Genomic DNA, 25,084 nt, shown 5'->3' with positions numbered 1-25,084 from the left:
ATAGCCGGCAAAGGATAGCGGAAAACCCGATAACGCGCTATTGGAGAATCAGGTGCAATTGAGCGTCCGCGTGCTCGGCCGGCTCGCGCGTGAAGCCGCTGCGCGCATAGCGGTGCCAGCGGCCCACGACGTAGCTCACGAGCAGGTTCGCGCGCACGGCGGGATCGTAGCCGGCCGGCAGCGGCCCGGTGGCGGCGGGCCGGCCGGGCTCGCGCTCGGCCTCGGCCTGATTCGCGTCCATGAGCGCGATGCGCAGGCTTTGCTTGACCGAGGTTTCGACGCGCTCGAGCATCTGCGCGACCCGCTCGGCGAGCCGCGCGTGCTCGCCGACGAGGGCTTCGCCTGTCAGCACGCGCGTCATCCCGCGGTTTTTCGCGGAAAAGTTGAGCAGCATCATCCCGATCGCGCGCGCTTGCAGCACGCCGTTCGGCTCTTTTTCCGCTATCTGGTTGATGAGCCCGAAGAACGTCGCCTCGATGAACTCGATCAGCGCTTCGAACATTTGCGCCTTGCTCGCGAATTGGCGGTAGAGCGCCGCTTCCGACACGCCGAGCCGGGCGGCCAGCGCGGCCGTCGTGATCTTCTCGGTTTTCGGCGCCTCGAGCATCGCGGCGAGCGTCTGCAGAATGTGCACGCGTCGCTCGCCCGGCTTCATGCGCGGCGCGCGCGCCGCGCTCGTCGGCTGCGTATCGCGGCCTACGTCCGCTTCCTGCCCTCGAATCGGCTCCATCTGGTCCCCGCATCGTGACCCGGTCGAAGCGATTTTAGCGAACGAATGCGACGATCGATATAGTGCGGCCGTCCGCTGCCGGGCGCGCGCGCGATTCGCCCGTCGGGCCGCGTCGGCGTGGGGAGGTGCCCGACGATCCAGACGGTGCCGATGCCGAGCCGCTTGTAATGCTTCAAATGCGAGCGCGTGTCCTCGACGAGGATCGCATCCGCGATCGGCACGCGCGCCTCGCGCAGCACCCGGCGCAGCATCGGGAGGTCCGGCTTGGCGTGCCAGGCGCCGCGCCTCTTCATGTGCTCGATCGCGATGACGCGCTCGAACAGACGCTCGATCCCGAGCTCTGCCAGCACCGCGCGCGCGTACGTCTCGGGCGCGTTCGTGAGGATGAGCTTGCGGCCGGGCAGCGAGGCGACGAGCCGGGCGAGGCCGCGCTCGGACCGCACCATCGCCGGCAGATCGGGGAAGGTGTGGACGACGCGCAGGAAATCGTGCGGATCGATCGGATGATGGCGCGCGAGCCCGAGCAGGGTTGCCCCGTAGCGCCGGACATAGCGCAGCCGCAGGCGGTCGGCCTCGGCCGTTTCGACACCGAGTGCGTCGACGATGTAGCGCGTCATGGCCGCGTTGATCGCCGGGAAAATGGCGTGCGACGCGTGATGCAGCGTGTTGTCGAGATCGAACAGCCACACCGGGCCGCCCGCGCGCGGACGCGCACGGGGACGCCTGCGGAAGATCGGCGACGAAGACATGGGCCGGTGTTCGGATGCGGCGCTCGGGGCGACGGCTTCGTCGCGGGCCCGAGCGCGGGCGCTCAATGCGAGCGGATCATCGTGCCGAACGGCTGCTCGGTCAGAATTTCGAGCAGCACCGAGTGCTCGATGCGCCCGTCGATGATGTGAACCGAGCGCACGCCGCTCTTGGCGGCGTCGAGCGCCGAGGCGATCTTGGGCAGCATGCCGCCCGAAATCGTGCCGTCTTCGAACAGCGCGTCGATTTCGCGCGCCGACAGATCGGTGAGCAGCGTGCCGGATTTATCCATGACGCCGGGGATGTTCGTCATCATGACGAGCTTTTCAGCGTTCAGGACGACGGCGAGCTTGCCCGCCACCAGATCGGCGTTGATGTTGTAGGACAGGCCGTCCTCGCCGAAGCCGATGGGCGAGATGACGGGGATGAACGCATCGTCCTGCAGCGCGCGCACGACGGCCGGATTGATCGATTCGACTTCGCCGACTTGGCCGATGTCGACGTACTGTCCCGCGTGGTCGCGGTCGGGCATCATCATCTTGCGCGCGTGGATGAGGCCGCCGTCCTTGCCGGTCAGGCCGACGGCATGGCCGCCGAAGTGATTGATCAGCGTGACGATGTCTTGCTGCACCTCGCCGCCGAGCACCCATTCGACGACTTCCATCGTCTCTTCGTCCGTCACGCGCATACCTTGGATGAAGGTGCCTTGTTTGCCGATCTTTTTGAGCGCCTGATCGATCTGCGGGCCGCCGCCGTGGACGATGACGGGATTGATGCCCACGAGCTTGAGCAGAATGACGTCGCGCGCGAAGCCTTGCTTCAGGCGCTCCTCGGTCATGGCATTGCCGCCGTATTTGATGACGACGGTTTTGCCGTGATATTGGCGAATATAGGGCAATGCCTCGGCCAGAATTTCAGCTTTCAGGGTGGGCGCGATCTGGGCGAGGTCGAGAGGCTCGGACATGGCGGCAAGCTCTACAGGCAACGGTTCAAACGGGGGCGGCGAAAACAGGCGGAATTGTACAGGACTGCGCGGCCGCGCCGCGGTTTTTGGTCGCAGTGCGTGTATGACGCGTCGATTCTTTGACAAAGATGCATGCGACGTGCCGGGAACGCTGGCATGATGACTTCATCGTGTTGTTTTTACGACATTTTTTGTGTACTTCGCTTTGACGATGTTGCCCACGGACGTCCGAGACCCCCTTGTGCGGGCTAAGTCATGCCCGCGCTGTCCACGTTGCGGGGGCGCATTTGACTGCGGCCGCATGGCGCAGCCGTTCGACTGCTGGTGCGCGCGCATGCCGGCGTTGCCGAAGCGGCCGGCAGCGGGCGAAGCCTGCTCGGCGCGCTGCTTGTGCCCGGCTTGCTATGCGGATGAACTGGCCGCGGGCAGCCGCGGCGCCGAACGCGACAACCCCCACTCCTGAATGGCGATGCAGCGTATTACGAATACCGGCCGTGTGAATCTCGGGCACTTGTTTTGGCTGCGCTGCCTGGCGATCATCGGGCAACTCGTCACGATCGCCGTCGTTCAGCAGTTTTTCGGCGTGCATCTCCCGCTACCGGCGATGTTGATGATCATCGCGCTCGAGGTGATCTTCAACGCGGTGACGTGGATTCGCGTGTCGAGCGCGCGGCCCGAAACGGACCTCGAACTGCTCGGGCAGCTATGGGTCGATCTCGGCGCGTTGTCGGCGCTGCTGTTCCTGTCGGGCGGGACGACGAACCCGTTCGTCTCGCTTTATCTGCCCTCGCTCGCGATTGCGGCGGCCGTGCTGCCGTGGCGGCACATGATTTGGCTCGCGATTTTCGCGATGTGCTGCTACGTTGCGCTCGGTTTCGATTCGGTCCCGCTGAACATGGACAACCCCGCGAACGTGTTCGATTACTACCGCACGGGGATGTGGGTGAACTTCATGGTGAGCGTGGGGCTCATCGCCTGGTTCGTCGCGCGCATGTCGAATGCGCTGCGCCAGCGCGATGCGGCGCTCGGCGATGCCCAGCAGCGGCTCTTGCGCGATGAGCGCGCCGTCGCGCTCGGTGTGCAGGCGGCGACCGTCGCGCATGAGATGGGCACCCCGTTGTCGACGATCGCAATGGTGACCGAGGAACTGCGCGAGGCCGCTCGCGGCGACGAAGGCCTCGCGCCGTATGCGGACGACTTCGCATTGCTCGAGCAGCAGATGACCTTGTGCACGTCGGCGCTCGCGCGGCTGCGCAGCCGCGCGACGGTGCCGCCGGCTCGCGAGCGGCTCGATACGTGGCTTGCGAGCTTTTGCGAGCAATGGCGCTTGCGCCATCCGCATGTGAAGTTCGTGCGGCTCGGCGTCGCAGCCGATGACGTATGGCTCGACGAGACGGCTGCCGTCGGCCAGATTTTGACGATCTTGCTCGACAACGCGGCACGCGTGAGCCGCGATCGGGTGACGCTTGCCGCCGCCGCGGCCGACGGTTTCATCGAATTTCAGGTCTGCGATTCGGGGCCCGGCATTTCGCCGGCGCTGCGCACGAAGCTCGGTGCGGCACCGGTCGACAGCACCCAAGGCGGGCACGGGGTCGGCCTGTATCTCGCCTTTGCCGCGGCCGCCCGGTTGAACGGATCGGTCGAACTGCTCGACGGCGAGCCGAGCGGCACGCGCGCGGTGCTGCGCGTGCCGGCGGCGACGGACGACGGACAACCGCGGCGCGGCGCGCCCTCTTTATCGAATTCCCAGGAGAAAGCACGATGAGCGGCAATCAATTTCTCGTTATCGACGATGACGAAGTCTTTTCGGGCATCTTGGCTCGCGGGCTCACGCGTCGCGGCTATACGACCCATCAGGCGCACAACGCCGAAGAGGCGATCGCGTTGGCCAATCAGCATCGATTCGACTTCATCACCGTCGATCTGCATTTGGGCAGCGATTCGGGCTTGAGCCTCGTCGCGCCGCTGCGTGAGCTGCAGTCCGATGCACGCATGCTGGTGCTCACCGGTTACGCGAGCATCGCGACGGCGGTGCAGGCGGTGAAGGACGGCGCCGACAACTACCTGGCCAAGCCGGCCAACGTCGAATCGATCTTGGCGGCGCTGCAAACCGAGGCGAGCGAGGCGCAGGCCGAGGCCGCGATCGAGCATCCGACGCTGCTGTCGGTAGCGCGGCTCGAATGGGAGCACATCCAGCGCGCGCTGGCCGAGAACGGCGGCAATATCTCGGCCACCGCACGCGCGTTGAACATGCATCGGCGGACGTTGCAGAGGAAGCTCGCGAAGCGGCCGGTGAAGCAGTAGACAGGCGTGACGCCGCACGCCGGACCTAGTCGTCTTAGTCGTCTTAGTCGTCTTAGTCGTCGTTCCCGATCGCGATCTTGATGTCGACGATGGGGGTGCCGTCGACCGCCTCGATGGGACCGACCCGTAGCCGGTTTCCGTCGATCTCGCGCACGGTCACGCGATGCATCCCGATCGGGTTGGGTCGATGCGGCGAGCGTGTCGCAAACACACCCGTGAGCGGTCGATCGCGGTCGCCTCGAGGATGAATGACTAGCTTCGAGCGATCGGCCAGGTGAAACCAGGCGAGCACGATGAGTTCGTCGCCGCTCGACAGCCCCGTCAACCCTTCGGCGTATTGGGGAGCGAGTTCGATCCAGGCATCGGGCGCGCCTTCCCCACCCTGATGCGGTGCCGCTGCCAATTCGTCGAGCGACGACCGGATATAGCCGATTGGGTTGAGCGAGAACGTGACAGGCTGTTGCGGCATCGGTGGTTCCCCTTGAGATCGTGGTTCTTTCGCTAACCCGATGAGTGGACAACGACTGGTTGTCCACTCTCCCGTTCCCGCCTCGCCGCTTACAGCACGTAGCGCGACAAATCCTCGCTTTGCGCCACATCGCCTAACGCGCGATCGACATAAGCCGCATCGATCATCACCTTTTGCCCGGTGTGGTTGCCAGCCGAGAACGACACTTCCTCGAGCAGCTTCTCGATGACGGTATAGAGCCGCCGCGCGCCGATGTTCTCCGTCCGCTCGTTGACCGAGAACGCGATCTCGGCCATGCGCTGGATGCCGTCCGGCGCGAACTCGAGCTCGACCTCTTCGGTCGCGAGCAGCGCTTGGTACTGCTTGACGAGGCTCGCATCGGTTGCGACGAGAATCGATTCGAAATCCTCGATCGACAGCGAGTCGAGCTCGACGCGAATCGGAAAACGTCCTTGCAATTCGGGGATCAGATCGCTGGGCTTGGACAAGTGGAACGCGCCGCTCGCGATGAATAGGACGTGATCGGTCTTGACCATCCCGTAGCGCGTATTGATCGTCGTGCCTTCGACGAGCGGCAGCAGATCGCGCTGCACGCCCTGGCGCGACACCTCGGCGCCGCCGGCTTCGCTGCGCGAGGCGATCTTGTCGATCTCGTCGAGAAATACGATGCCGTTCTGCTCGACGTTCTGCACGGCCTTGGCCTTGACCTCTTCGTCGTTGAGCATCTTCGACGCTTCCTCGTCGGTCAAGACCTTCATCGCCTCCTTGACCTTGAGTTTGCGGCGCGCCTTCTTGCCGCCGCCGATGTTCGCGAACATCGAGCGGATCTGCTCGGTCATGTCTTCCATGCCCGGCGGCCCCATGATGTCCATGCCCGCTTGCGGCATTTCGACGTCGAGCTCGATCTCCTTGTCGTCGAGTTGGCCTTCGCGCAGGCGCTTGCGGAACGTTTGGCGCGTCGCGCTGCCGTCGCTTGCGGATGCATCGGTCGCGGCGGCCCCGCCGAAGCCGACGGGCCTCGCGCTCGGCAACAGGATGTCGAGGATGCGGTCTTCGGCTTGATCCTGCGCTTTCGTGCGGACCTTACGCATCTCCGATTCGCGTGTTTGCTTCACCGCGATTTCGATGAGATCGCGCACGATGCTGTCGACATCACGCCCAACGTAGCCCACTTCCGTGAACTTCGTCGCTTCGATCTTGATGAACGGCGCGTCGGCCAGCTTGGCCAGGCGCCGCGCAATCTCGGTCTTGCCGACGCCCGTCGGCCCGATCATCAGAATGTTCTTCGGCGTGATTTCCTGGCGCAGCGGCTCGGCCACTTGCTGCCGGCGCCAGCGGTTGCGCAGCGCGACGGCCACGGCCTTCTTCGCCTTGTTTTGGCCGATGATGTGTTTGTCGAGTTCCGAGACGATCTCGGCCGGGGTCATGGTGCTCATCGGTTCCTCACTTACTCGATCGTCTCGATGACGCGGTTATGGTTCGTGTAAATGCACATGTCGCCCGCAATCCCGAGCGATTTCTCGACGATTTCGCGCGGCGACAGCGTCGTGTTTTCGGCCAGCGCGCGCGCGGCCGCCTGAGCATAGGCGCCGCCCGAGCCGATCGCGCAGATGCCGCCTTCGGGGTCGAGCACGTCGCCGTTGCCGGTGATGACGAGCGTCGTTTGCGCATCGGCCGTGATCAGCATCGCCTCGAGCCGGCGCAGCATGCGGTCGGTGCGCCAGTCCTTGGCGAGTTCGACCGCCGAGCGCGTCAGGTTGCCCTGATGCTTCTCGAGTTTCGCCTCGAAGCGGTCGAGCAGCGAGAATGCGTCGGCCGTGCCGCCGGCGAAGCCGACCAGGACTTTGCCGTTATAGATGCGCCGCACTTTCTTTGCGCCGCCTTTCATGACGATGTTGCCGAGCGTCACTTGGCCGTCGCCACCGAGCGCAACTTTGTCGCCGTTGCGCACGGAGACGATCGTCGTACCGTGAAATTGCTCCATGATGCATTCCTCGAGAATACGGAAGGGGCTCGGCGGCGCTGCGCCGCGCGAGCGGAAAACGGGCGGCGTCAGGCACGCATCGAGCGCGTGCCCGCTTCTGCACGCATTGAGCCCATTTTAGGGCGTCCGCGCTTTTATCAAGAGGAAGGAGATCGGTTTGCGCCGCGGAGAATCGAAGCGGTAAGCGCAGACGAGCGACGGCGCACTCCGCACGGCACCGGTAAGGTTTGCCGATTTCAGGCAACCCGCGGGTGATTGCGGGTGATCGCCCGCGCGGTGCGCCGCCTATCGCGCGGGCGCGACGCCAAGAACAAAAAAAGCGCGCGGGATACCGCGCGCCTCGTCTGAAGCAGCGTACGCATGCGCGGCACGTCTTGCCGCGCTGCCTCAAGCGTCAATCGCCGAACAGCTTTTGCCGCAACTCGCGGCGTTCCTGCGCTTCGAGCGACAGCGTGGCGGTCGGCCGCGCGAGCATACGCGGGACGCCGATCGGTTCGCCCGTTTCTTCGCACCAGCCGTACTCGCCCGATTCGATGCGCGCGAGCGATTGCTGCACTTTCTTCAGCAGCTTGCGTTCGCGATCGCGCGTGCGCAGCTCGAGCGCATGCTCTTCCTCGATCGTCGCGCGATCGGCCGGATCGGGCACGATCACCGTCTCTCGCAGGTTTTCGGTCGTTTGCCCGGCGTTGCGGAGGATCTCCGCTTGAAGCTGTTCGAGCCTGTTCTTGAAGAAGGCGAGCTGATCCTCGTTCATGTAATCCTTGTCGCTCATCTTCAGGATTTCGGCTTCGGTCAAGAGTCGTTTCGTCGTCATCTGCGTGCTTCTTCAATGTGGGGCAAAACCCATACATATTGCCCGCACTTTCGTATTGCCCGCAAGCGGTGCCTTGGAAGCGCCGACGCCCGCGGCCCGTTAGCCGCCAAGACGCCCTCGCGCCGATGCGGGGCCGAACTCCTCTGGAAACCGATCCTCGGGTGCTTCTACCCATTCGATACGGCATCGCAGCACCCGCCGCTCGAGATGCGTGAGCGTGGTGCGGCGTCTTTCGGTGTACTCGTTGTTTTGTTTCGGCTTTTGCCCGGATAAGGTTTCCCGGTGCCGTCGCGTTACCCGTCGCGATACGTCACGCTATCAGCCGCCCTAAGCGGCGGGGACGTATTGTAACTGAATCGATCTTCGGCGCTGCAACAGAGAAAACCCTGCCGGGACGCCTCTAATATCCTGAAAATATAGCGCGCGCCCGTTCAAAAAGCGAACCCCCGAACAGCCGCGCGCGTGCGGCTTCCCACGTGTCGGGCCGAGTCGGGCGACCTATCAGGCGAGGCAAGCGTCGAGTCCGTCCGTGATGAGATCCTGCGGCAGGTCGATGCCGATGAACACCATCTTGTTCGTCTTCTTCTCGGCCGGCAGCCACTTGGCCGCGAGATCGCTGCCCATCATTTCGTGGACGCCCTGGAACACGACCTTGCGATCGACGCCCTTCATATAGAGCACGCCCTTGTAGCGAAGCAGGCGCTGGCCGTAGATCTGCAGCACGCCGCCCAGGAAGTCTTCCAGCTTGTTCGGATCGAACGGGCGATCGTTGCGATAGACGAACGACTTGATGCGATCGTCATGGTGCGCATGGTGGTGATGCGTATGCCCTTCATGAGCACACTGACCATGGTCGTGGTCGCAACCCTCGTGATCGTGATCGTGGTCATGATCGTGATGCGCGTGAGCGTGGTCGTCCTCGGCCAGGAAGTCCGGATCGATCTCGAGCTTCGCATTGAGGTTGAAGCCGCGCAGATCGAAGATTTCCTTGATGTTCGCTTCCCCGAAATTGACGACCTTGATCGCCGCCTTCGGATTCATGTGCACGAGCCGGTGCCGCAACTCGCCCAGAACCGCTTCGTCGACGAGATCGGACTTCGTGACGAACAGCCGATCGGCGAAGCCGACTTGTCGTTGCACGACTTCGTGTTCGTCGAGTTGCGCATCGGCGTGCTTGGCGTCGACGAGCGTGATGATCGCGTCGAGCAAGAATTCGTCGGCGATTTCGCTATCGATGAAGAAGGTTTGCGCCACGGGGCCCGGATTGGCCAAGCCCGTCGTTTCGATGACGACGCGATCGAACGCGATTTCGCCGGCACGCTTGCGCGCGGCGAGATCGCCGAGCGCGCGTGCCAGGTCGCCGCGGATCGTGCAGCAGATGCAGCCGTTGCTCATCTGCACGATCTGCTCGGCTTGGTTCTGGACGAGGATCTCGTTGTCGATGTTCTCCTCGCCGAATTCGTTTTCGATCACGGCGATCTTCATGCCGTGCTTTTCGTTGAGGATGCGCTTGAGCAGCGTGGTTTTGCCGCTGCCGAGGAAGCCGGTCAAGATAGTGACGGGGATCATGGTCAATCGCCTTTGGGTCGAAAATCAGGGACGGTTCAAGCGAGCCGGCCGCGAAAAGAGTGAAGTGTAAACCGCACGCTAATTGGGGGCGGTCATACGATTTGCAACAGCAGCCCCTTCAGGTATTCGCCTTCCGGGAATGCGGCGAGCAGGGGATGGTCCACGCCCGCGCCGAGCCGTTTCAAGATCCGCGCGTCGACGCGTGCGTCGGCCGCGGCGCCCGCGACGATCTTTTGGAACAGATCCGCATCGATCGCGCCCGAGCACGAGTACGTGAACAGCAGGCCGCCCGGGCGCAGCAGGCGAAAGCCGGACAGGTTGATGTCCTTGTAGGCGCGCGCCGCGCGGTCGACGTGCTCGCGCGCGGGCGCGAACTTGGGCGGGTCGAGCACGACGAGGTCGAACCGCTCGCCGTCGTCGACGAGGCTGCGCAGCGTGCGGAAGGCATCGGCATCGAGCCACTGCGCGCGCTCGGCATCGAAGCCGTTGGCCTCGACGTTCGCGCGCGCGAGGGCGAGGGCGTCGCCCGACGAGTCGATCGACACGACGCGCCTGGCGCCGCCGCCGAGTGCGGCCAGCGAGAACCCGCCCGTGTAGCAGAAGCAATTGAGGACGTCGCGTTCCTTCGCGTAGGCTTGCACGAGCGCGCGGTTGTCGCGCTGGTCGACGTAGAAGCCGGTCTTGTGTCCGGCGCGCACGTCGATGTGATACCGCACGCCGTTTTCGCGCGTGATGAGCGTGTCGGGCGGCGCGTCGCCGGCCAGCACGCCCGTCATCTGTTCCAAGCCTTCCTTTTCCCGAATCGACACGTCCGAACGTTCGTAGACGTTCGGGCAGCCGGTCGTGCCAACGAGCGCCGCGACGAGCGCTTCCTTCCACGCCTCGACACCGGCGGCCATGAACTGGCAGACGAGCTGGCCGCGGCCGGCGCCGCCGTCTTCCACGTAGTAGTCGACGACGAGACCGGGCAGGCCGTCGGCTTCGCCGAAGATCAGCCGCACGGCCCCCGTGTCGCGCACGAACGTTTGCCGATGCGCGAACGCACGCTGCACGCGCCGCTTGAAAAACGCGTGATCGATCGGCTCGGCTTCATCGAAGCTCCACACGCGTACGCGAATCTGCGAGTGCGGGCTGTAGGCCGCCCGCGCGAGAAAACGGCCGTCGTGGGCTCGCACGATGACGGTGGCGCCGGGCGCGGGCTTGCCCTCGACGCGGTCGATCGCATTGGCATAGACCCACGGATGGCGGCGCAACAGCGATTTTTCCTTCGACGGCTTGAGCGTAACGGTATTCATCGGGTATTCATCGATCAGTCTGCAAAAACGAAGTTGAGCGGTGCGAGCGCGGCAAGTGCCCGCCAGCCGCGAGTTCGGTCGTCAATCGCGCTTCTTGGCGCGCGGGTGAGCCGTGTCGTAGATTCGCGCGAGATGCTGAAAATCGAGCGAGGTATAGATTTGCGTCGCGGCGACGCTGGCATGGCCGAGCAACTCTTGCACCGCGCGTAGGTCGCCGCTCGATTGCAGCACGTGCGTCGCGAACGAGTGGCGCAGCACGTGCGGATGCACGTTGGCCGGGATGCCCGCACGCAGCGCGGCGCGCTTGACGCGCTCGCGGACGACGTTCGGCGACATGCGCGCGCCGCGCACCGACAGGAACAGCGGATGCGGGTCGGCCTTCACGAATTGGCCGCGCACCGCGAGCCACGCGGCGAGCGCCTCGATCGCCTTGCTGCCGACGGGCACCGCGCGCTGGCGCTTGCCTTTGCCGAGCACGGTCACCTCGGCTGCCGCCATGTCGAGCCAGCCCGACGAGCGGTAGCCGTCGCCTTCGGCGAAGGCGGCATCGAGCCCGACGAGTTCGGACAGCCGCAGCCCCGACGAGTAGAACAATTCGAGAATCGCGTGATCGCGCAACCCCTCGGCGTTTTGCTCGGGGCTCGCTTGCATGAGTGCGGCGGCGTCGTCGACGGACAGCGCTTTCGGCAAGCGCTTCGGTTGCTTCGGCGCGCGCACGGTCGCGACCGGATTCGCCGGAAGCTCGACGCGCTCGCCCAGCCACCGGTAGAACGCGCGCCAGGCGGACAGCCGATGCGCGATCGAGCGCGCCGACAGCCCGCCCGCATGCGCTCTGGCGACGGCGCCGCGCATATCGATTGCCGATAGGCTCGCGAGTGGCCGGTCGCTCGCCAGTTGCGCGAGCATCTCGAGCTCATGCGCATAACTGCGCAGCGTGTGCTCGGACAGCCGCCGCGCGTGCGCGAGGCTGGAAAGGTATTGTGCGATCAGTTCGGCGTGGGCGTTGGCGGCGGGCACGAGCGGGGCTCTTTCGTTGCGCTTTCGTTCGAGGCGCGTGCTGGCCGCGGCCTTATCGCGCGAGCAGGCGGCTTAGCGCCGCGCTCGCGAGCGTGCCGATCTGCATCAAGAAATCGGTCGCCATGCCGTCGTGGAAGCGGCGCGGATCGGGCGAGCCCATCACGAGCAGGCCGAACGCCGGTGCCGCGGGCTCTGCCAGCGCGCCGTCCTGGGACGCATCGTTGCCGAGCGCCCGCGGTTCGCGCAGCGCAAGCAGCGCGATCGATTGAACAGCACCGGCACCGACGTCGCTCGTCGCGCCAGCGGCATCGCCGATGGCCAGCCAGTGCGCCGCCTCGAACCCTGCGTTGGCGCCGCAGTAGGGGGCGTCGAGTCCGTTTGCGAACAGCCGTACCTCCTCGCCCACTTGGCGCGCGAAGTCGGCGTCGCGATAGGTGTCGGCGACGTCCCAGATGCGCAGCGCAGCCTGCGGCACGTCGAACACCTCCATGAGGCCCTGCGCGACCGTGCGCGGCAGCGCGTGGGCGTCGCGCTCGGCGATCACGCGCGCCGTCCAGCGGTTGAACTTGGCGGCGATGCCGTCGTTTTCGTGGCCGTAGCGCACGAGCTCGGCGAGGCGCCGCTCGAGCAGCTTGTTCTTTTCGCGCAGCATGTCCATCTGCCGCTCTTGGAGCGAGACCGCGGCTTTGCCGTGCGGATTGGCGAGCCGGATCGCGGCCAACAGCTCCGCGTGTTGCGAGAAGAATTCCGGATTGGCGAGCAGGTAGTCGGCGACTTCGCGATCGGTCATGGTGGCGGCAAAGATGCGTGCAAAAGCGGATGGGCGGAAAAGGCGGGCGTGCCGTATCGGTATCAGCCGGCGAGCTCGATCTCGCCCTCGAACACGGTCGCGGCGGGGCCCGACATCAAGAGGGGGGCGGCTTCGTCGCGCGCGCCGTCCCAGGCGATCGTCAGCGTGCCGCCGAGCGCGCGGACCGTGACCGGCGAGTCCAGGAGCCCCCGGCGGATGCCCGCCACGACGGCCGCGCAGGCGCCCGTGCCGCAGGCGAGCGTTTCGCCGGCGCCGCGCTCGAACACGCGCAGCGCGATTTCCCGGCGCGAGAGCACCTGCATGAAACCCGCGTTGACGCGCTGGGGAAAGCGCGCGTGATGCTCGACCTTGGGGCCGACGGCGGCCACCGGAAGCGTGCGGACGTCGTCGACGACTTGCACGGCGTGCGGATTGCCCATCGATACGACCGACACCCAGTGCGTGCCGCCGTCGATCTCGACGGGCCAGAGCGTATCGGCGCCTTCGCGGCGGCCGGTAAGGCCGTTCGCGTCGAACGGTACGCGTGCAGGCTCGAGCACGGGGCTGCCCATGTCGACGACGACTTCGCCGTTTCCCTGCATCGTCAGCGTGATGAGCCCGCCGTGTACCTGCACTCGGACGCTGCGCTTCTCGGTCAGCCCTTGGTCGCGAACGAACTTGACGAAGCAGCGCGCCCCGTTGCCGCAGTGCTCGACTTCGCCGCCGTCGCAATTGAAGATGCGGTACTTGAAATCGGCGCCTTCGACCGTGGGCCGCTCGACGAGCAGCAACTGATCGGCCCCGATGCCGAAATGGCGATCGGCGAGCGCGCGCACCTGCTCGCTCGTCAGGGCGAGCGGCCGGCTGTAGCCGTCGAGCACGACGAAGTCGTTGCCCGTGCCATGCATCTTGGTGAACTTGAGCTTCATGATCGCGCTATTGTAAGCGGAAGGGACGCTCCGGGCGTCGCCTAATCGTAGACGCTCGGCATGCCGGGCGGCCGTGTCTTGAACCGCTTGTGCACCCAGTAGTACTGCTCGGGCATGCGCGGAATCTGCTCTTCGAGGAACGCGTTCATGCGGCGCGCGTCGGCGTCGTCGCTGCCCGTGGGGTAGTCGTCCCAAGGTTTGAAGACTTTGAGCCGATATCCTTTGTAGTTCGGCAGCACCTCGCCGATGAAGGGCAGGACCCGCGCGCGGCCCACTTGCGCGAAGCGGCCGACCGCTGTGAGCGTGCATGTCGGGATGCCGAAGAACGGCACGAAGGTCGAATTGCGCAAGCCGTAGTCCATATCGGCGCCGAGCATCACGGGCTTGCGCTCGCGCAGCCAGCGCAGCACGACGCGGGCGCTGTCGGCGCGGCTCGCCATGTCGGCGCCGAACCGGCCGCGCGCTTGCTTCGCGACTTCTTCGAACTCGGGGTTCGACATCGGCTGGTAGAGCGCGGCGCATTGGCGTTGCAGCGCGATGTTGATGAAGACCGAGCCTGCCTCGATGCCGACGAAGTGAAAGCCGAGCAGCAAGGTAGGCGGCATGTTGGGGTCGGTCAAATCCACGTCGCTGTCGACTTCGACGAGCTTCTCGAGCTGCTCGAGCGAGCCGAACCACTGCACGCTGCGTTCGACGTAGCTGCGGATTGCGTGACGAAAGTGCCTCTGCGCGATTTCTTTGCGCTTTTGCGCGCTCCATTCGGGAAAGCACAGCGCCAGGTTCGTATGAACGATGCGCCGCCGCCCGCTCGGGATTTGGTAGAGCAGCCAGCCGAGGCCATCGCCCAGGCGCGCGACGAAACCATACGGCAAGATCGCGAGAAACTTGAGCAGGCCGATGACGCACTTCGTGCCGATCCGTTTCAGCATGCCCGGCCCTCGCGCACGAACGAGCAAAACGAATATCGCGCCGGCATGACGGCAGGCGCTATGGATGGATGCGACGCGCAATGCGATGAATAGAGGGGAAGGCACATGGCAATTCGCTCTGTGACATTCTCGAGAAGCCGTTATAATACGGGCTTCGCCGAGTTAATAGACAACTTGCGGGGCGAAGTCGCCGGGTGCTAGCCGCGTCCGGATGACACGAGAAGTCCGCTAAAGCGTCGCCGCTTCAGGCTCCCGGAGCTGGCTACGTGAACACAAACACCGTAACCCAGGAGTCTGCAACGTGGCAAACGACTACCTCTTCACGTCCGAATCCGTTTCCGAAGGCCATCCCGACAAGGTTGCCGACCAAATCTCGGACGCCATCCTCGACGCGATCCTCGCGCAGGACAAATACTCGCGCGTAGCCGCCGAAACGCTCTGCAACACGGGCCTCGTCGTGCTGGCCGGTGAAATCACGACGACGGCCAACGTCGATTACATCCAAGTCGCGCGCGACACGATCAAGCGCATCGGCTACGACAACACCGATTACGGCATCGACTATCGCGGCTGCGCAGTGCTCGTCGCCTACGACAAGCAATCGCCCGACATCGCGCAAGGCGTGAATCGCGCGCACGACGACAACCTCGATCAAGGCGCGGGCGACCAGGGCTTGATGTTCGGCTATGCCTGCGACGAAACGCCCGAGCTCATGCCGTTGCCGATCCACCTGTCGCACCGGCTCGTCGAGCGCCAAGCGTCCCTGCGCCGCGACGGCCGCCTGCCTTGGCTGCGTCCCGACGCGAAGTCGCAGGTGACGGTGCGCTACGTCGACGGCAAACCGCATTCGATCGACACTGTCGTCCTTTCGACGCAGCACGCGCCGGACATCGAGCTTGCCGCGCTGCGCGAAGCCGTGATCGAGGAAGTCATCAAGCCGACGCTGCCGGCCGAGCTGATCAAGGGCGACATCAAGTTCCTCGTCAATCCGACGGGCCGTTTCGTCATCGGCGGGCCGCAGGGCGACTGCGGTTTGACGGGCCGTAAGATCATCGTCGATACGTACGGCGGCGCGGCGCCGCACGGCGGCGGCGCGTTCTCGGGCAAGGATCCGTCGAAGGTCGACCGTTCGGCCGCTTACGCGGGCCGCTACGTCGCCAAGAACATCGTGGCCGCGGGCCTGGCATCGCGCTGCTTGATCCAGGTGTCGTATGCGATCGGCGTGGCGCAGCCCACGTCCGTCATGGTCAATACGTTCGGCACGGGCAAGGTGTCCGATGCCACGATCACGGCGCTCGTGCGCGAGCATTTCGATCTGCGTCCGAAGGGCATCATCCAGATGCTCGACTTGCTGCGCCCCGTCTACGAGAAGACGGCGGCCTACGGCCACTTCGGTCGCGAGGAACCCGAGTTTTCGTGGGAAGCGACCGACAAGGCGCTCGTGCTGGCCGAGGCGGCCGGCACGGAGCCCGTGGCGGAAGTGGCGTGATCCCTGCTGGCCGCGTTCGGTAGAGCGCGGTAACAGTGCGATGAAAACCCCGGTTTAGTGCCGGGGTTTCTTTATTTTGGCCACGGTGTAGTGACCACGCGGCTATCGTTCACGCCGCATGGCGCCGATAGAGCGCGAGCGAGCCGGCCAGCGCGATCAGCATCGCGCCGCTGATGCGTTCGAGCCACCGCGCCCCCGTTTGCTTGAGCAGCCGAATAGCACGGGCGCCCAAGAGCGCGTAGCCGAACATGATCGACAGATCGAGCAGCGCAAACGTGACGGCGAGCGCGACGTACTGTGGCGCGAGCGGCGATGACGGCGCAATGAACTGCGGCAGGAATGCCGAAAAGAATAGATAGCCTTTCGGGTTCGTCACGGCTGTCAGGAAACTCTTCAGGAAGATCGCGCGATCGCTGTCGCCGCTCGCTTGGGCGCTATCGGTAGCGGCATCGAACGTGCCGTTCGACGTCAGCAAGCGGATACCCACATAGGCGAGATACGCAGCGCCGACCCATTTCACGACCGTAAACCAAAACACCGACGCCGCCAGCAGCGCGCCGAGGCCCAGCGCGACGGCGCAGATCAGTACGAAATCGGAGGCGACGGCACCCGCGAAGCCGTAGGTGGCGCGCCGCACACCGTAGCGGGAGCCGTTCGTCAACGCGAGCAATACGGTGGGGCCGGGCGTCGCGATGCCGACGCATGAGACTGCGGCGAATAGGAACAGCGTAGTTTCATGCATGTCGACGATTCTCGCTTTGTTCAACTCGATTCGATCGAGTATATCGAAAGCGATCGCCTTGGCGCGAGTGGGCAATTTCGTAGAAAGTCGCGGCTGTTTGTCCGCGGCGCAAAGGGTGCGCGCCGCGTTGCCAAGAACGAGCATCGCGACGATCGGCCTGCAGGCTCAATCCCAGCAGTTACGAAAGGCCACCGCTGCGATGACGGGCACGCAAAGCACGAGCGGAATCGCGAAATAGGGCACGTCGAGATCGGTCATCCAACTGTAGACGAGCCAGCCGACGCCGGCCGCGAGCGTTCCGACGCCGACGAGCGCGGTGAGCACGTTCAGCGTACGCTTGGACGGGCCCTTATGCGGCCGTTCTTGGGGAGTGGGCGTATTCATCGCAGCATCCCGGACACATGCGGCCGGGCCAATCGCTATGGATTTCCCGATTTTACGCTCGCGCTAGCGCGCCGCGAATGCGAACCATCCCGCACTGGCCGAAAGCCGACGCGGCCGGCGACTGCCGATGGACGCGGCATGCTGAGTGCCGGCAATCGACGAGCGACGAATCGTCGTGCGACGCAGCAGCCTTCGCAATAGCAAGCGGCGCCCACGCGTGCCGGTGCGCAGCGCCGAAATCACGGCGCGCAGCCAAGCGCGCAGCAATCCGCCCGCGCGCGCCGTCGCCAGAGGGGCTGCATCGCGGCGCGGCAGCACGCGTGTGCGCGCGACGTGGTGCCGCAGCGCGCGCGCCGATGCACGGCGGACCAGGCGGGCGGGACTGAGCGTCAGACGCTGTTGCGTATGACGAGAGACACGAGAGGCGAGACGTTTATGCATGGCAAGGAGAAAGCAGTGAGCGGTCCCGCGACGGCGGCGAGGCCGCTGCAGCGACGCAGCAACCGTGCCACCCGCTTATCGAGCGGGCTTGGGCCGGTGTGTGCGGCGAGCGCGAAATCGGTGGAGACGGCGGTGAACACGCGGCGGCGCGCGACGCAAAACGGGGTCGCAAGCGGCGGGTGACGACGATCGACATGCAGAGCAGCCTACACGCGATTCGTGACATGTGTAAGTCGTGCCGACCCTTGCACTTCAGCGGGGCGGCGACGCACTCTCCTCGCGCGCTTTAAAATAAAACGTTTCCGCCCGAAGCGGGCCCTCCAGCAAGGAAGGTTTCATGTCAGCGCAATCGAAAAAAGAACAAGTGCAGGAGCTGCGCGAGCGCGGCTTCGTCGTCGTGAAAGGGCTCGTGTCGCGCGAGCGGTGTGCCGTGCTCAAAGCTATTGCGATGCAGCAATTGCAGGAGGCGGCGCAGCCGGTCGAATACGAAGCCGATCTGCGCTATCCGGGTGCTCCGGATTCGAAGCACGCGCCTGGGGGGCATACGGTGCGGCGTCTGCTCGATGCCTACGCGCGCGATGCGCTCTTTCGCGAATGGGCGACGGCACCCGAAGTCAAAGGCTGGATGGAGCTGTATTTCGGCGAAGCACCGCGTCTTTCGCGCGCCCATCACAACTGCATGATGACGAAGCACCCCGCGTACGGTAGCTTGACGGGCTGGCATCGCGATGCGCGCTATTGGTCGTTCGAGCGCGACGATCTCGTCTCGAGCTGGCTCGCGCTCGGCAAGGAAACGGCCGGCAACGGCGCGTTGTGGCTCGTGCCCGGCTCGCATGCGATGACGTTCACGTCGGAACGATTCGACGCTCAGAAGTTTTTCCGCGCGGACCTGCCCGAGAACGAAGCGTTGATCCGCACGGCCGTGTCGCCGGAACTCGACGCGGGAGACGTCGTCTTTTTCCATTGCAACACGTTGCATTCGGCGGGCCAAAACGTTACCGACGATGTCAAGTACTCGCTCGTGTTCACGTACCACGGTGCGAGCAACGTACCGTTGCCCGGTACGCGCTCGGCTTCCAAACCTGAAGTGGCGGTGTGAGCGGCGCAGCGCGGCCAGCCGGGGCCGGTCAGCGCTTGCCGGAGGATGCCGTCAGCCCGATGATGCCGGCGAGCGTCGCGACGACGCCGCCCGCGATGAGCCAAATCGTCTTGTTGGTGGGGGCGCCCGTGAAGACGCGCGAGACATCGTTGGCGAGCGAATGGAACGACTGGCCGCCGAAATACAGCAGCACGACGCCACCCGCGATCAACGCCACGGAAATCGCTTTGATCATGGACTCTCTCATCGTTGGTTCGAGCAGGCGGCAGTGTATGAAACTTGCCGTGCACGTGTCCATCGGTTCGCACCCATCGTCGTCGCGCAGCGGTATCGCCGGCGAATCCATCCACGCACTCATCGAGGACTCTCATGGCCTATGAAGCCGCCTGCGCCCGCTACTCGGACATGCAATACCGCACCTGCGGCCGCTCGGGGCTGAAGCTGCCGGCCTTGTCGCTCGGCCTATGGCACAACTTCGGCGATACGACGCCGCTCTCGACGCAGCGCGAGATCTTGCGCACGGCGTTCGATCTCGGCATTAACCACTTCGATTTGGCCAACAACTACGGGCCGCCCTATGGCAGCGCCGAAACGAATTTCGGCCGGCTCTTCAAAGACGATTTCCGTCCCTATCGCGACGAGTTGTTGATTTCGACGAAAGCGGGCTGGGACATGTGGCCCGGGCCGTACGGCCAGGGCGGCGGCTCGCGCAAATACGTGCTCGCGAGCCTCGATCAGAGCCTGCGACGCATGGGGCTCGACTACGTCGACATCTTCTATTCACACCGGTTCGACGCCGATACGCCGCTCGAGGAAACGGCCGCGGCGCTCGCGAGCGCCGTGCATCAAGGCAAGGCGCTCTACATCGGCATTTCTTCGTACTCGGCCGCGAAGACGCGCGAGATGGTGCCGCTGTTGCGCGAGCACAAAGTTCCGCTGCTCATCCATCAGCCCTCGTACAACATGCTCAATCGTTGGATCGAGCATGAACTGCTCGGCGCACTCGATGAGTTGGGCACCGGCTGCATCGCTTTCACGCCGCTCGCGCAGGGGCTGTTGACGTCGAAGTATCTGAACGGTGTGCCGGCCGACGCGCGTATCAACAAGCCCGGCGGGGGCTCGTTCCAGCAAAGCCATTTGAGGCCCGAAAACATCGAGCACGTGCGCAAGCTCGACGAGATTGCAAAGCGGCGCGGCCAAAGTCTTGCGCAGATGGCGCTCGCCTGGGTGCTGCGCGATGCGCGTGTGACCTCCTCGCTCATTGGCGCGAGCCGGCCGGAGCAAGTGCGCGAAAACGTCGGGGCGCTCGCGAACCTCTCGTTCTCGAGCGAGGAGATTGCCGAGATCGACCGCTACGCCACCGAGGGCGGCATCAATCTCTGGGAAAAACCTTCGACCGATCAGCGCATCTGAAGCGCGCGACCGGATCGGGCGCCGCCGGTTCGTCGATCGTCGAATGGGCCTGCGTCGCTACATCAGCGCTGGCAGCCCTTCGACGAGCACGACGGCGAAAACGACGCCAAGCAGCGCGCCCAGCACACGCAGGACGTTGTGCAGCGCGCGCGACGACGTCGGCAGCGCGCCTAGGAACAGCGCGCCTGCCAGCGCCATCGGAATGACGAGGATGAAGTCGCTGATCGTGAAGTAAGTCGGCATGCTCGTCTCCTCTTGATTCGCTGCGGTGCAACGCTGCAAGCGTGAACCGGCGTTGTTCGAGTATAGGAGACGCCGCGCGATTTGCCGTGGAGCCTACGTGCGACGAGCGCGAGCGGTGCGAGCTTGGCGCTAGGCGGCGCCGCGCCGTTCGCGCAATCGAAGCCAAACGGCGGCGGCGAGGCCTAGGCACAGCAACGCGCCGACGAGCACGGTCACGCCGTTCCAGCCGTAAGCGCCGAAGCAGCGGCCCCCGTACCAGCCGACGAGGCTCGACCCTAAGTAGTACGCGAGCAGATACAACGCAGCGGCCTGTCCTTTGGCGTGCTGCGCGAGGCGCCCCACCCATCCGCTTGCCACCGCGTGTCCCGCGAAAAAGCCGAAAGTGACGCAGGCAATGCCGGTCACGATCGCCGCGATCGGCGTGAACTGCATCAGCGCAACGCCTGCGAGCATCAGCACGAGGCTCGCGATCAAGACGCGCGCGCGGCCGAATAGATCGGCCATCCGCCCCGAAAACGGCGAGGCAACGACGCCGGCCAGATAGACGACGAAAATCGCGCCGATCTGTGCTTGGCTCAGGTCATAGGGCGGCGCGAGTAGCCGGTAGCCGACGTAGTTGTACAGCGTGACGAAGCCGCCCATCAACACGAATGCCATCGCGAACAGCACCCGCAACTCCGGTTCGGCTAGGTGCGCGGCGAGCGCTTCGCGGTGATGGGCGAGGGGAAGGCCGCGTCGTGGGACGAAATGCCGCGAGGGCGGCAGCAGCCAACGGAATACGAGCATCGACCCGAGCCCCAGCACGCCGATGACGGCGATCGACGTGCGCCAAGAGAGCAGATCGGCGAGCGTGCCGGCGATGACGCGCCCAGCCATCCCGCCGATTGCCGTGCCCCCGACGTAAAGGCCCATCGCCAGGCCGAGCCCGTCCGGGTGGACCTCCTCGGCCAGGTAGGCCATCGCGACGGCCGGCACGCCGCCGAGCGCCGCGCCTTCGAGCGCGCGTAGCGCCAGCAGTTGCGGCCAACGAGGGACGATCGAGATCGCGAGCGTCAGCAGCGCCGAGACGGTCAGCGAAGCGGTCATCAGCCGATGCCGGCTCAAGCCTTCGGACACGAAGCCGGCCGCGAAAATCGCGAAGGCGAGCACGGCCGTCGTCAGCGAGACGGCGAGACTGCTTTGCGCGGGCGTCGTGCCGAACGTGATGGAGAACGCCGGCAACAGCGGCTGCACGCAGTAGAGCAGCGAGAACGTTGCATAGCCGGCAAAGAGCAGCGCGAGGCTCGCTCGCCAGTAAGCGCGCGAGCCGCGCTCGAGAAACGGGGCGGTTGCCGGCACGTCACTCCCGTGTCGGCGCGGTGGCCGGACCTGTCGCCGGCGATGGCTGCGGCGCGCCGGGCTGCGGGGCGCGATACGCTGTCGTGGCCGTCGGTTTGACGTCGTCGAGGCCGTCATGCGCGCAGGCGCACAGCGCGAGGGCGAAGCCGGCGGCGCCGAGCGCCCGTATGCAGCGGGCAGGCCGCGTGCCGCGTTGCGAAAGCTCGTTCATCGATCGTTCTCCTATCGGTGCCCGTCGCGCCGGCATGGGCGCCATCCCGCGCGAGCGGCCGCGATCGGGCGGTGCGTCGCGCCGCTCGGATGCGCAATTCTTGCGGCTCGTGCGAATTTACCGACCGGGCGTGTTGCATTGCCGCGAGCGTATCGCGCGCCACGCGCTTATGCTTGGACTATACCGCCTCGTACGAAATGCGCGAGGCGCGTGCGGCGAGTCAGTCTTTTGTAAGGGTGATCTTGAGAAATAGCGGTCAATAGGCCGTTACATTCGGCTTTCCTCGATAGCCGGTTCCGGGAACAATCGAGTTACGTTCAAATGCCCCCGGGGGGAGACATCATGCAAGTCGGTTCTATCGTCAGGTCCGTGCATATTGCCGTGCCGTCAGGCGCGCGCGGGATCGTCATGCGCATACTCGGCGATATGGCGATGGTCGTTTGGTTTGCAGGGGAGCCCGGCGCGTCCTTGCAATTGAATACGGAGCCGTTCTTTCTCGAAGACTTGATCGATACGGGCGATCTCGTCGCGCGTCCAGCCGGCTCGCTGGTCCATTGAAGTTCGGTTTTCGCGAATATCGACGGTAGCGGTACGCCGGGCCGTGTGCCGATGCGGCACAATGCCGGCATGGACGAGCCTTTTTCCGATTCCCCCGACACGCGCGACGCAGCCGCCGCGCACCCCTTCACCCGGCTCACGCCGGAATGCGTGCTCGACGCGCTCGACAGCGTGCTGGCGTCGAGCGGCGTGCGCACCGATGGGCGTCTGCTGCCGCTCAACAGTTACGAAAATCGCGTCTATCAGGTCGGCGTGGAGGACGGGCCGCCGGTCGTCGCGAAATTCTATCGGCCGCAGCGCTGGTCCGACGAAGCGATTCTCGAGGAGCACACGTTCGTCGCCGAGCTTGCCGAAGCGGAGATACCCGTCGTGCCGGCGCGAGAGATCGGCGGATGCACGCTACACGCGTTCAACGGTTTTCGATTCTCTGTCTTCGAGCGGCGCGGTGGCCGCGCGCCCGATCTAGACCGGCGTGACACGCTCGAGTGGATGGGGCGCTTCATCGGCCGCATTCATGCGATCGGCAAGCGAAAGCCTTACGCGGCGCGGCCTACGCTCGACATCGCCACGTTCGGCTATGAGTCGCGCGATTTCCTGCTCTCGCACGACTTCGTTCCGCCCGAGCTGCGCGCTTCGTACGAGGCGGCGGCAACGCTGGCGCTCGAAGGCGTCGAACGGGCATTCGACGCCGCGGGCGAGGTGGCCTACCTGCGACTGCACGGCGATTGCCATGCGAGCAACGTGCTCTGGACCGATGCGGGCCCTCACTTCGTCGATTTCGACGACAGCCGCACGGGCCCCGCTATCCAGGACTTGTGGTTGCTGCTGCCCGGTGGGCGCGCGGACGCATCGCATGCGCTGACCGATCTGCTCGCCGGCTACGAGGACTTTAGCGAATTCGAGCCGCGCGAGCTGCATCTGATCGAAGCGCTACGCACGCTGCGCTTGATGCACTACGCCGCGTGGCTCGCGCGCCGTTGGGACGATCCCGCGTTTCCGGCCGCGTTCCCGTGGTTCAACACGCAGCGATACTGGGAAGCGCGCGTGCTGGAACTGCGCGAGCAGATCGGCGCGATGCAGGAAGGGCCGCTTTGGCCGGTCTGAGCCGCGCTCGGCCGCGCGCTTCAATGGCTTCCTGTTGCGCGCTCGCCTATCGCCTCATAGCTTGAACATGAGCCGCATGATGGCGTGAAAGCGTCGTCCATATGGCGGCAGCAGCAGCGAGCGCGCGTTCAAGCGCGGCTGCACGAGCACGGGCTTCATCTTCGAGAACGTCACGAAGCCGTCGTGCCCGTGGTACGCGCCGATACCGCTCGCACCCACCCCGCCGAACGGCAATCCCTCGCAGGCGATATGCAGCAGCGTCTCGTTGACGGCAACGCCGCCCGAGACGGTCTCGTGCAACACGCGCTCGACGGTTCTGCGCGCGTCGTCGAACAGATAGAGCGCGAGCGGCCGCGGCCGGGCGTTGACATAGCGAATCGCGTCGTCGAGCGTGTCGTACGGCACGATCGGCAACAGCGGCCCGAAGATCTCCTCTTGCATCAACGCGCACGTGTCGGGCGCGTTCGTCACGACGCACGGCGGGAATTGCCTGCGCGATGCGTCGGGCAACGCATCGGTCAGCGGATGGAGCGCGGCGCCGAGCGAGACCGCTTGATCGGCTAAATTGCGCATGCGTTCGAAGTGGCGCTCGGATACGAGCGTCGTGTAGTCGCGGTTGCGCGCGAAGTCGGGGTAAAGCCGCGCGACGCGTGCGCGGGCTCGCTCGACGAACGCTCGCTCCATCCCGCGCGGCACGAGCACATAGTCGGGTGCGATGCAGGTTTGTCCGGCGTTGAGCGACTTGCCGGCCACGATGCTATCGACGGCGGCATCGAAGCGAGCATGCGGCCCGATGATCGCCGGCGATTTTCCGCCGAGTTCGAGCGTGACGGGCGTCAGATTGGCCCCGGCGGCGCGCATGACCTCTCGGCCGACGGCGGTCGAGCCGGTGAAGATCAGATGATCGACCGGTAGCGCGCAGAAGGCGGCGCCGACCGAGGCATCGCCGGTCACGACAGCCACCTGCTCGCGCGCGAACGTGCGCGCGATCAACTGGCGAAACAGCTCGGCCGTGCGCGGCGTGAGCTCGGACATCTTGATCAGCGCGCGGTTGCCGGCCGCCAGCGCGCAGATCAGCGGGCCGACGGCCAGCAGGATCGGATAATTCCACGGCGCAACGATGCCGACGACGCCGAGCGGCTGAGGTATCACCTTCGCCATCGCGGGTTTCAGCCACATGCCCGTGGCGCGCCGCTGCGGTTTCATCCAGTGCTTGCCGTGCTTGAGTGCCGTATCGATTTCGCTCTTGACGAGCCAGAGCTCGGAAAGCAGCAGTTCGGCCTTCGAGCGCTGGCCGAAATCGGCATCGAGCGCTTGGGCCAGGGCGTCGACGTTTTCGAGCAGCATCGCGCGCAGCGCCTTCAGATGCGCCGCTCTCGTGTCCCATGACGGGTACGGCTCGCGTGCGTATGCCTCGCGTTGCAGATGCAGCAATGCGTCGAGCGCGGTGGCGCGGGGCAAATCGTTCTTCATTCCGTTTGTCTCCTACTGCGGCCTTCCGCTGCGCACCTCACCGGCGTC

At 65.2% G+C, this 25,084-nt stretch carries 29 protein-coding genes; 8 read left to right on the top strand and 21 right to left on the bottom strand.

Annotation, left to right across the window (positions count from 1 at the left end):
- Positions 1-37: 37 nt before the first annotated feature.
- The 3 genes from slmA to argB form a co-directional block, all read right to left on the bottom strand.
- The gene (gene slmA / locus J3485_RS17555; RefSeq protein WP_206955222.1) at positions 38-730 is read right to left on the bottom strand and encodes a nucleoid occlusion factor SlmA; all 693 of its coding nucleotides are present in this window, start codon (positions 728-730) and stop codon (positions 38-40) included.
- A complete protein-coding gene (locus J3485_RS17550; protein ID WP_206955219.1) occupies positions 697-1,479 on the bottom strand; it encodes a pyrimidine 5'-nucleotidase in 783 nt (260 codons plus the stop codon). The genes slmA and J3485_RS17550 overlap by 34 nt, the downstream gene beginning before the upstream one ends.
- Before the next feature lie 62 nt (positions 1,480-1,541).
- Positions 1,542-2,441 carry an acetylglutamate kinase gene (argB, locus tag J3485_RS17545; RefSeq protein WP_206955217.1) on the bottom strand — a complete coding sequence of 300 codons (900 nt, stop codon included), beginning with the start codon at positions 2,439-2,441 and terminating at the stop codon, positions 1,542-1,544.
- 211 nt (positions 2,442-2,652) lie between these two features.
- Between argB and J3485_RS17540 the strand changes: the two genes are divergently transcribed.
- From J3485_RS17540 to J3485_RS17530, 3 genes are read left to right on the top strand one after another with little or no spacing between them, the layout of a single operon-like run.
- Positions 2,653-2,904: a cysteine-rich CWC family protein gene (locus tag J3485_RS17540; RefSeq protein WP_206955858.1), complete on the top strand. Its 252-nt coding sequence runs from the start codon at positions 2,653-2,655 to the stop codon at positions 2,902-2,904.
- A 6-nt stretch (positions 2,905-2,910) separates the two neighbouring features.
- Positions 2,911-4,206, top strand: a complete 1,296-nt coding sequence (locus J3485_RS17535; protein WP_206955215.1) for an ATP-binding protein — start codon at positions 2,911-2,913, stop codon at positions 4,204-4,206.
- Complete coding sequence (locus tag J3485_RS17530) at positions 4,203-4,745, top strand: response regulator transcription factor (RefSeq protein ID WP_206955213.1); 543 nt, start codon at positions 4,203-4,205, stop codon at positions 4,743-4,745. Before J3485_RS17535 ends, J3485_RS17530 begins: the two co-directional genes overlap by 4 nt.
- 52 nt (positions 4,746-4,797) lie before the next feature.
- Here J3485_RS17530 and tsaA read toward each other — a convergent pair whose 3' ends face one another.
- From tsaA to J3485_RS17480, 10 genes are all read right to left on the bottom strand, one after another.
- Positions 4,798-5,214 carry a tRNA (N6-threonylcarbamoyladenosine(37)-N6)-methyltransferase TrmO gene (gene tsaA / locus J3485_RS17525; protein ID WP_206955210.1) on the bottom strand — a complete coding sequence of 139 codons (417 nt, stop codon included), beginning with the start codon at positions 5,212-5,214 and terminating at the stop codon, positions 4,798-4,800.
- Positions 5,215-5,303: 89 nt separating this feature from the next.
- Positions 5,304-6,650, bottom strand: a complete 1,347-nt coding sequence (gene hslU, locus J3485_RS17520) for an ATP-dependent protease ATPase subunit HslU (protein ID WP_206955200.1) — start codon at positions 6,648-6,650, stop codon at positions 5,304-5,306.
- Positions 6,651-6,661: 11 nt separating this feature from the next.
- Positions 6,662-7,198, bottom strand: coding sequence for an ATP-dependent protease subunit HslV (gene hslV, locus J3485_RS17515; RefSeq protein ID WP_206955198.1), 537 nt, complete (start codon positions 7,196-7,198; stop codon positions 6,662-6,664).
- A 394-nt stretch (positions 7,199-7,592) separates the two neighbouring features.
- Positions 7,593-8,012: an RNA polymerase-binding protein DksA gene (gene dksA, locus J3485_RS17510; protein ID WP_206955196.1), complete on the bottom strand. Its 420-nt coding sequence runs from the start codon at positions 8,010-8,012 to the stop codon at positions 7,593-7,595.
- A gap of 501 nt (positions 8,013-8,513) precedes the next feature.
- Positions 8,514-9,581, bottom strand: a complete 1,068-nt coding sequence (locus tag J3485_RS17505) for a CobW family GTP-binding protein (protein WP_206955188.1) — start codon at positions 9,579-9,581, stop codon at positions 8,514-8,516.
- 92 nt (positions 9,582-9,673) lie between these two features.
- Positions 9,674-10,876 (bottom strand): class I SAM-dependent rRNA methyltransferase, encoded by a 1,203-nt coding sequence (locus J3485_RS17500; RefSeq protein WP_206955186.1) that lies wholly within the window; start codon positions 10,874-10,876, stop codon positions 9,674-9,676.
- Positions 10,877-10,957: 81 nt separating this feature from the next.
- Positions 10,958-11,893, bottom strand: coding sequence for a tyrosine recombinase XerC (gene xerC, locus J3485_RS17495; protein WP_206955184.1), 936 nt, complete (start codon positions 11,891-11,893; stop codon positions 10,958-10,960).
- Between the two features lie 52 nt (positions 11,894-11,945).
- Complete coding sequence (locus tag J3485_RS17490) at positions 11,946-12,683, bottom strand: DUF484 family protein (RefSeq protein ID WP_206955182.1); 738 nt, start codon at positions 12,681-12,683, stop codon at positions 11,946-11,948.
- Positions 12,684-12,745: 62 nt separating this feature from the next.
- Positions 12,746-13,612: a diaminopimelate epimerase gene (dapF, locus tag J3485_RS17485; protein WP_206955180.1), complete on the bottom strand. Its 867-nt coding sequence runs from the start codon at positions 13,610-13,612 to the stop codon at positions 12,746-12,748.
- A 41-nt stretch (positions 13,613-13,653) separates the two neighbouring features.
- Positions 13,654-14,541: a lipid A biosynthesis lauroyl acyltransferase gene (locus tag J3485_RS17480; protein WP_206955177.1), complete on the bottom strand. Its 888-nt coding sequence runs from the start codon at positions 14,539-14,541 to the stop codon at positions 13,654-13,656.
- Positions 14,542-14,842: 301 nt separating this feature from the next.
- On the opposite strand from J3485_RS17480, the gene metK reads away from it, so the two are divergent.
- Positions 14,843-16,030 (top strand): methionine adenosyltransferase, encoded by a 1,188-nt coding sequence (gene metK / locus J3485_RS17475; RefSeq protein WP_206955175.1) that lies wholly within the window; start codon positions 14,843-14,845, stop codon positions 16,028-16,030.
- 109 nt (positions 16,031-16,139) lie between these two features.
- On the opposite strand, the gene J3485_RS17470 is transcribed toward metK, so the two are convergent.
- The 3 genes from J3485_RS17470 to J3485_RS17460 form a co-directional block, all read right to left on the bottom strand.
- Positions 16,140-16,772, bottom strand: coding sequence for a LysE family translocator (locus J3485_RS17470; RefSeq protein ID WP_206955173.1), 633 nt, complete (start codon positions 16,770-16,772; stop codon positions 16,140-16,142).
- Between the two features lie 165 nt (positions 16,773-16,937).
- A complete protein-coding gene (locus J3485_RS17465; protein ID WP_206955171.1) occupies positions 16,938-17,156 on the bottom strand; it encodes a hypothetical protein in 219 nt (72 codons plus the stop codon).
- Positions 17,157-17,219: 63 nt separating this feature from the next.
- Entirely contained in the window at positions 17,220-17,597 is a 378-nt protein-coding gene (locus J3485_RS17460; protein WP_206955170.1) for a hypothetical protein, read from the bottom strand.
- Positions 17,598-17,934: 337 nt separating this feature from the next.
- On the opposite strand from J3485_RS17460, the gene J3485_RS17455 reads away from it, so the two are divergent.
- A complete protein-coding gene (locus J3485_RS17455; RefSeq protein ID WP_206955167.1) occupies positions 17,935-18,696 on the top strand; it encodes a phytanoyl-CoA dioxygenase family protein in 762 nt (253 codons plus the stop codon).
- Between the two features lie 28 nt (positions 18,697-18,724).
- Here the strand turns inward: J3485_RS17455 and J3485_RS17450 are convergent, their stop codons facing one another.
- On the bottom strand, positions 18,725-18,931 hold the full coding sequence (locus J3485_RS17450) for a DUF3185 family protein (protein WP_206955857.1): 207 nt from the start codon (positions 18,929-18,931) through the stop codon (positions 18,725-18,727).
- Positions 18,932-19,065: 134 nt separating this feature from the next.
- On the opposite strand from J3485_RS17450, the gene mgrA reads away from it, so the two are divergent.
- The gene (gene mgrA, locus J3485_RS17445; RefSeq protein WP_206955159.1) at positions 19,066-20,109 is read left to right on the top strand and encodes an L-glyceraldehyde 3-phosphate reductase; all 1,044 of its coding nucleotides are present in this window, start codon (positions 19,066-19,068) and stop codon (positions 20,107-20,109) included.
- A 57-nt stretch (positions 20,110-20,166) separates the two neighbouring features.
- Here the strand turns inward: mgrA and J3485_RS17440 are convergent, their stop codons facing one another.
- The 3 genes from J3485_RS17440 to J3485_RS29650 form a co-directional block, all read right to left on the bottom strand.
- Complete coding sequence (locus J3485_RS17440; protein ID WP_206955151.1) at positions 20,167-20,352, bottom strand: hypothetical protein; 186 nt, start codon at positions 20,350-20,352, stop codon at positions 20,167-20,169.
- A gap of 129 nt (positions 20,353-20,481) precedes the next feature.
- The gene (locus J3485_RS17435; protein ID WP_309477023.1) at positions 20,482-21,690 is read right to left on the bottom strand and encodes an MFS transporter; all 1,209 of its coding nucleotides are present in this window, start codon (positions 21,688-21,690) and stop codon (positions 20,482-20,484) included.
- Between the two features lies 1 nt (position 21,691).
- Positions 21,692-21,901 carry a hypothetical protein gene (locus J3485_RS29650; RefSeq protein WP_242538595.1) on the bottom strand — a complete coding sequence of 70 codons (210 nt, stop codon included), beginning with the start codon at positions 21,899-21,901 and terminating at the stop codon, positions 21,692-21,694.
- A gap of 342 nt (positions 21,902-22,243) precedes the next feature.
- On the opposite strand from J3485_RS29650, the gene J3485_RS17430 reads away from it, so the two are divergent.
- Together J3485_RS17430 and J3485_RS17425 are read left to right on the top strand one after the other, a co-directional pair.
- Positions 22,244-22,459, top strand: a complete 216-nt coding sequence (locus J3485_RS17430; RefSeq protein WP_206955146.1) for a hypothetical protein — start codon at positions 22,244-22,246, stop codon at positions 22,457-22,459.
- A 69-nt stretch (positions 22,460-22,528) separates the two neighbouring features.
- Positions 22,529-23,563 carry a serine/threonine protein kinase gene (locus tag J3485_RS17425; RefSeq protein WP_206955144.1) on the top strand — a complete coding sequence of 345 codons (1,035 nt, stop codon included), beginning with the start codon at positions 22,529-22,531 and terminating at the stop codon, positions 23,561-23,563.
- Positions 23,564-23,617: 54 nt separating this feature from the next.
- On the opposite strand, the gene J3485_RS17420 is transcribed toward J3485_RS17425, so the two are convergent.
- Entirely contained in the window at positions 23,618-25,036 is a 1,419-nt protein-coding gene (locus J3485_RS17420) for a coniferyl aldehyde dehydrogenase (RefSeq protein ID WP_206955134.1), read from the bottom strand.
- Positions 25,037-25,084: the final 48 nt, after the last annotated feature.

This window comes from Trinickia acidisoli (assembly GCF_017315725.1).
Classification (GTDB): domain Bacteria; phylum Pseudomonadota; class Gammaproteobacteria; order Burkholderiales; family Burkholderiaceae; genus Trinickia; species Trinickia acidisoli.
Note: the sequence above shows the minus strand (reverse complement) of the source record. Positions and strands in the feature narration are given on the sequence as shown.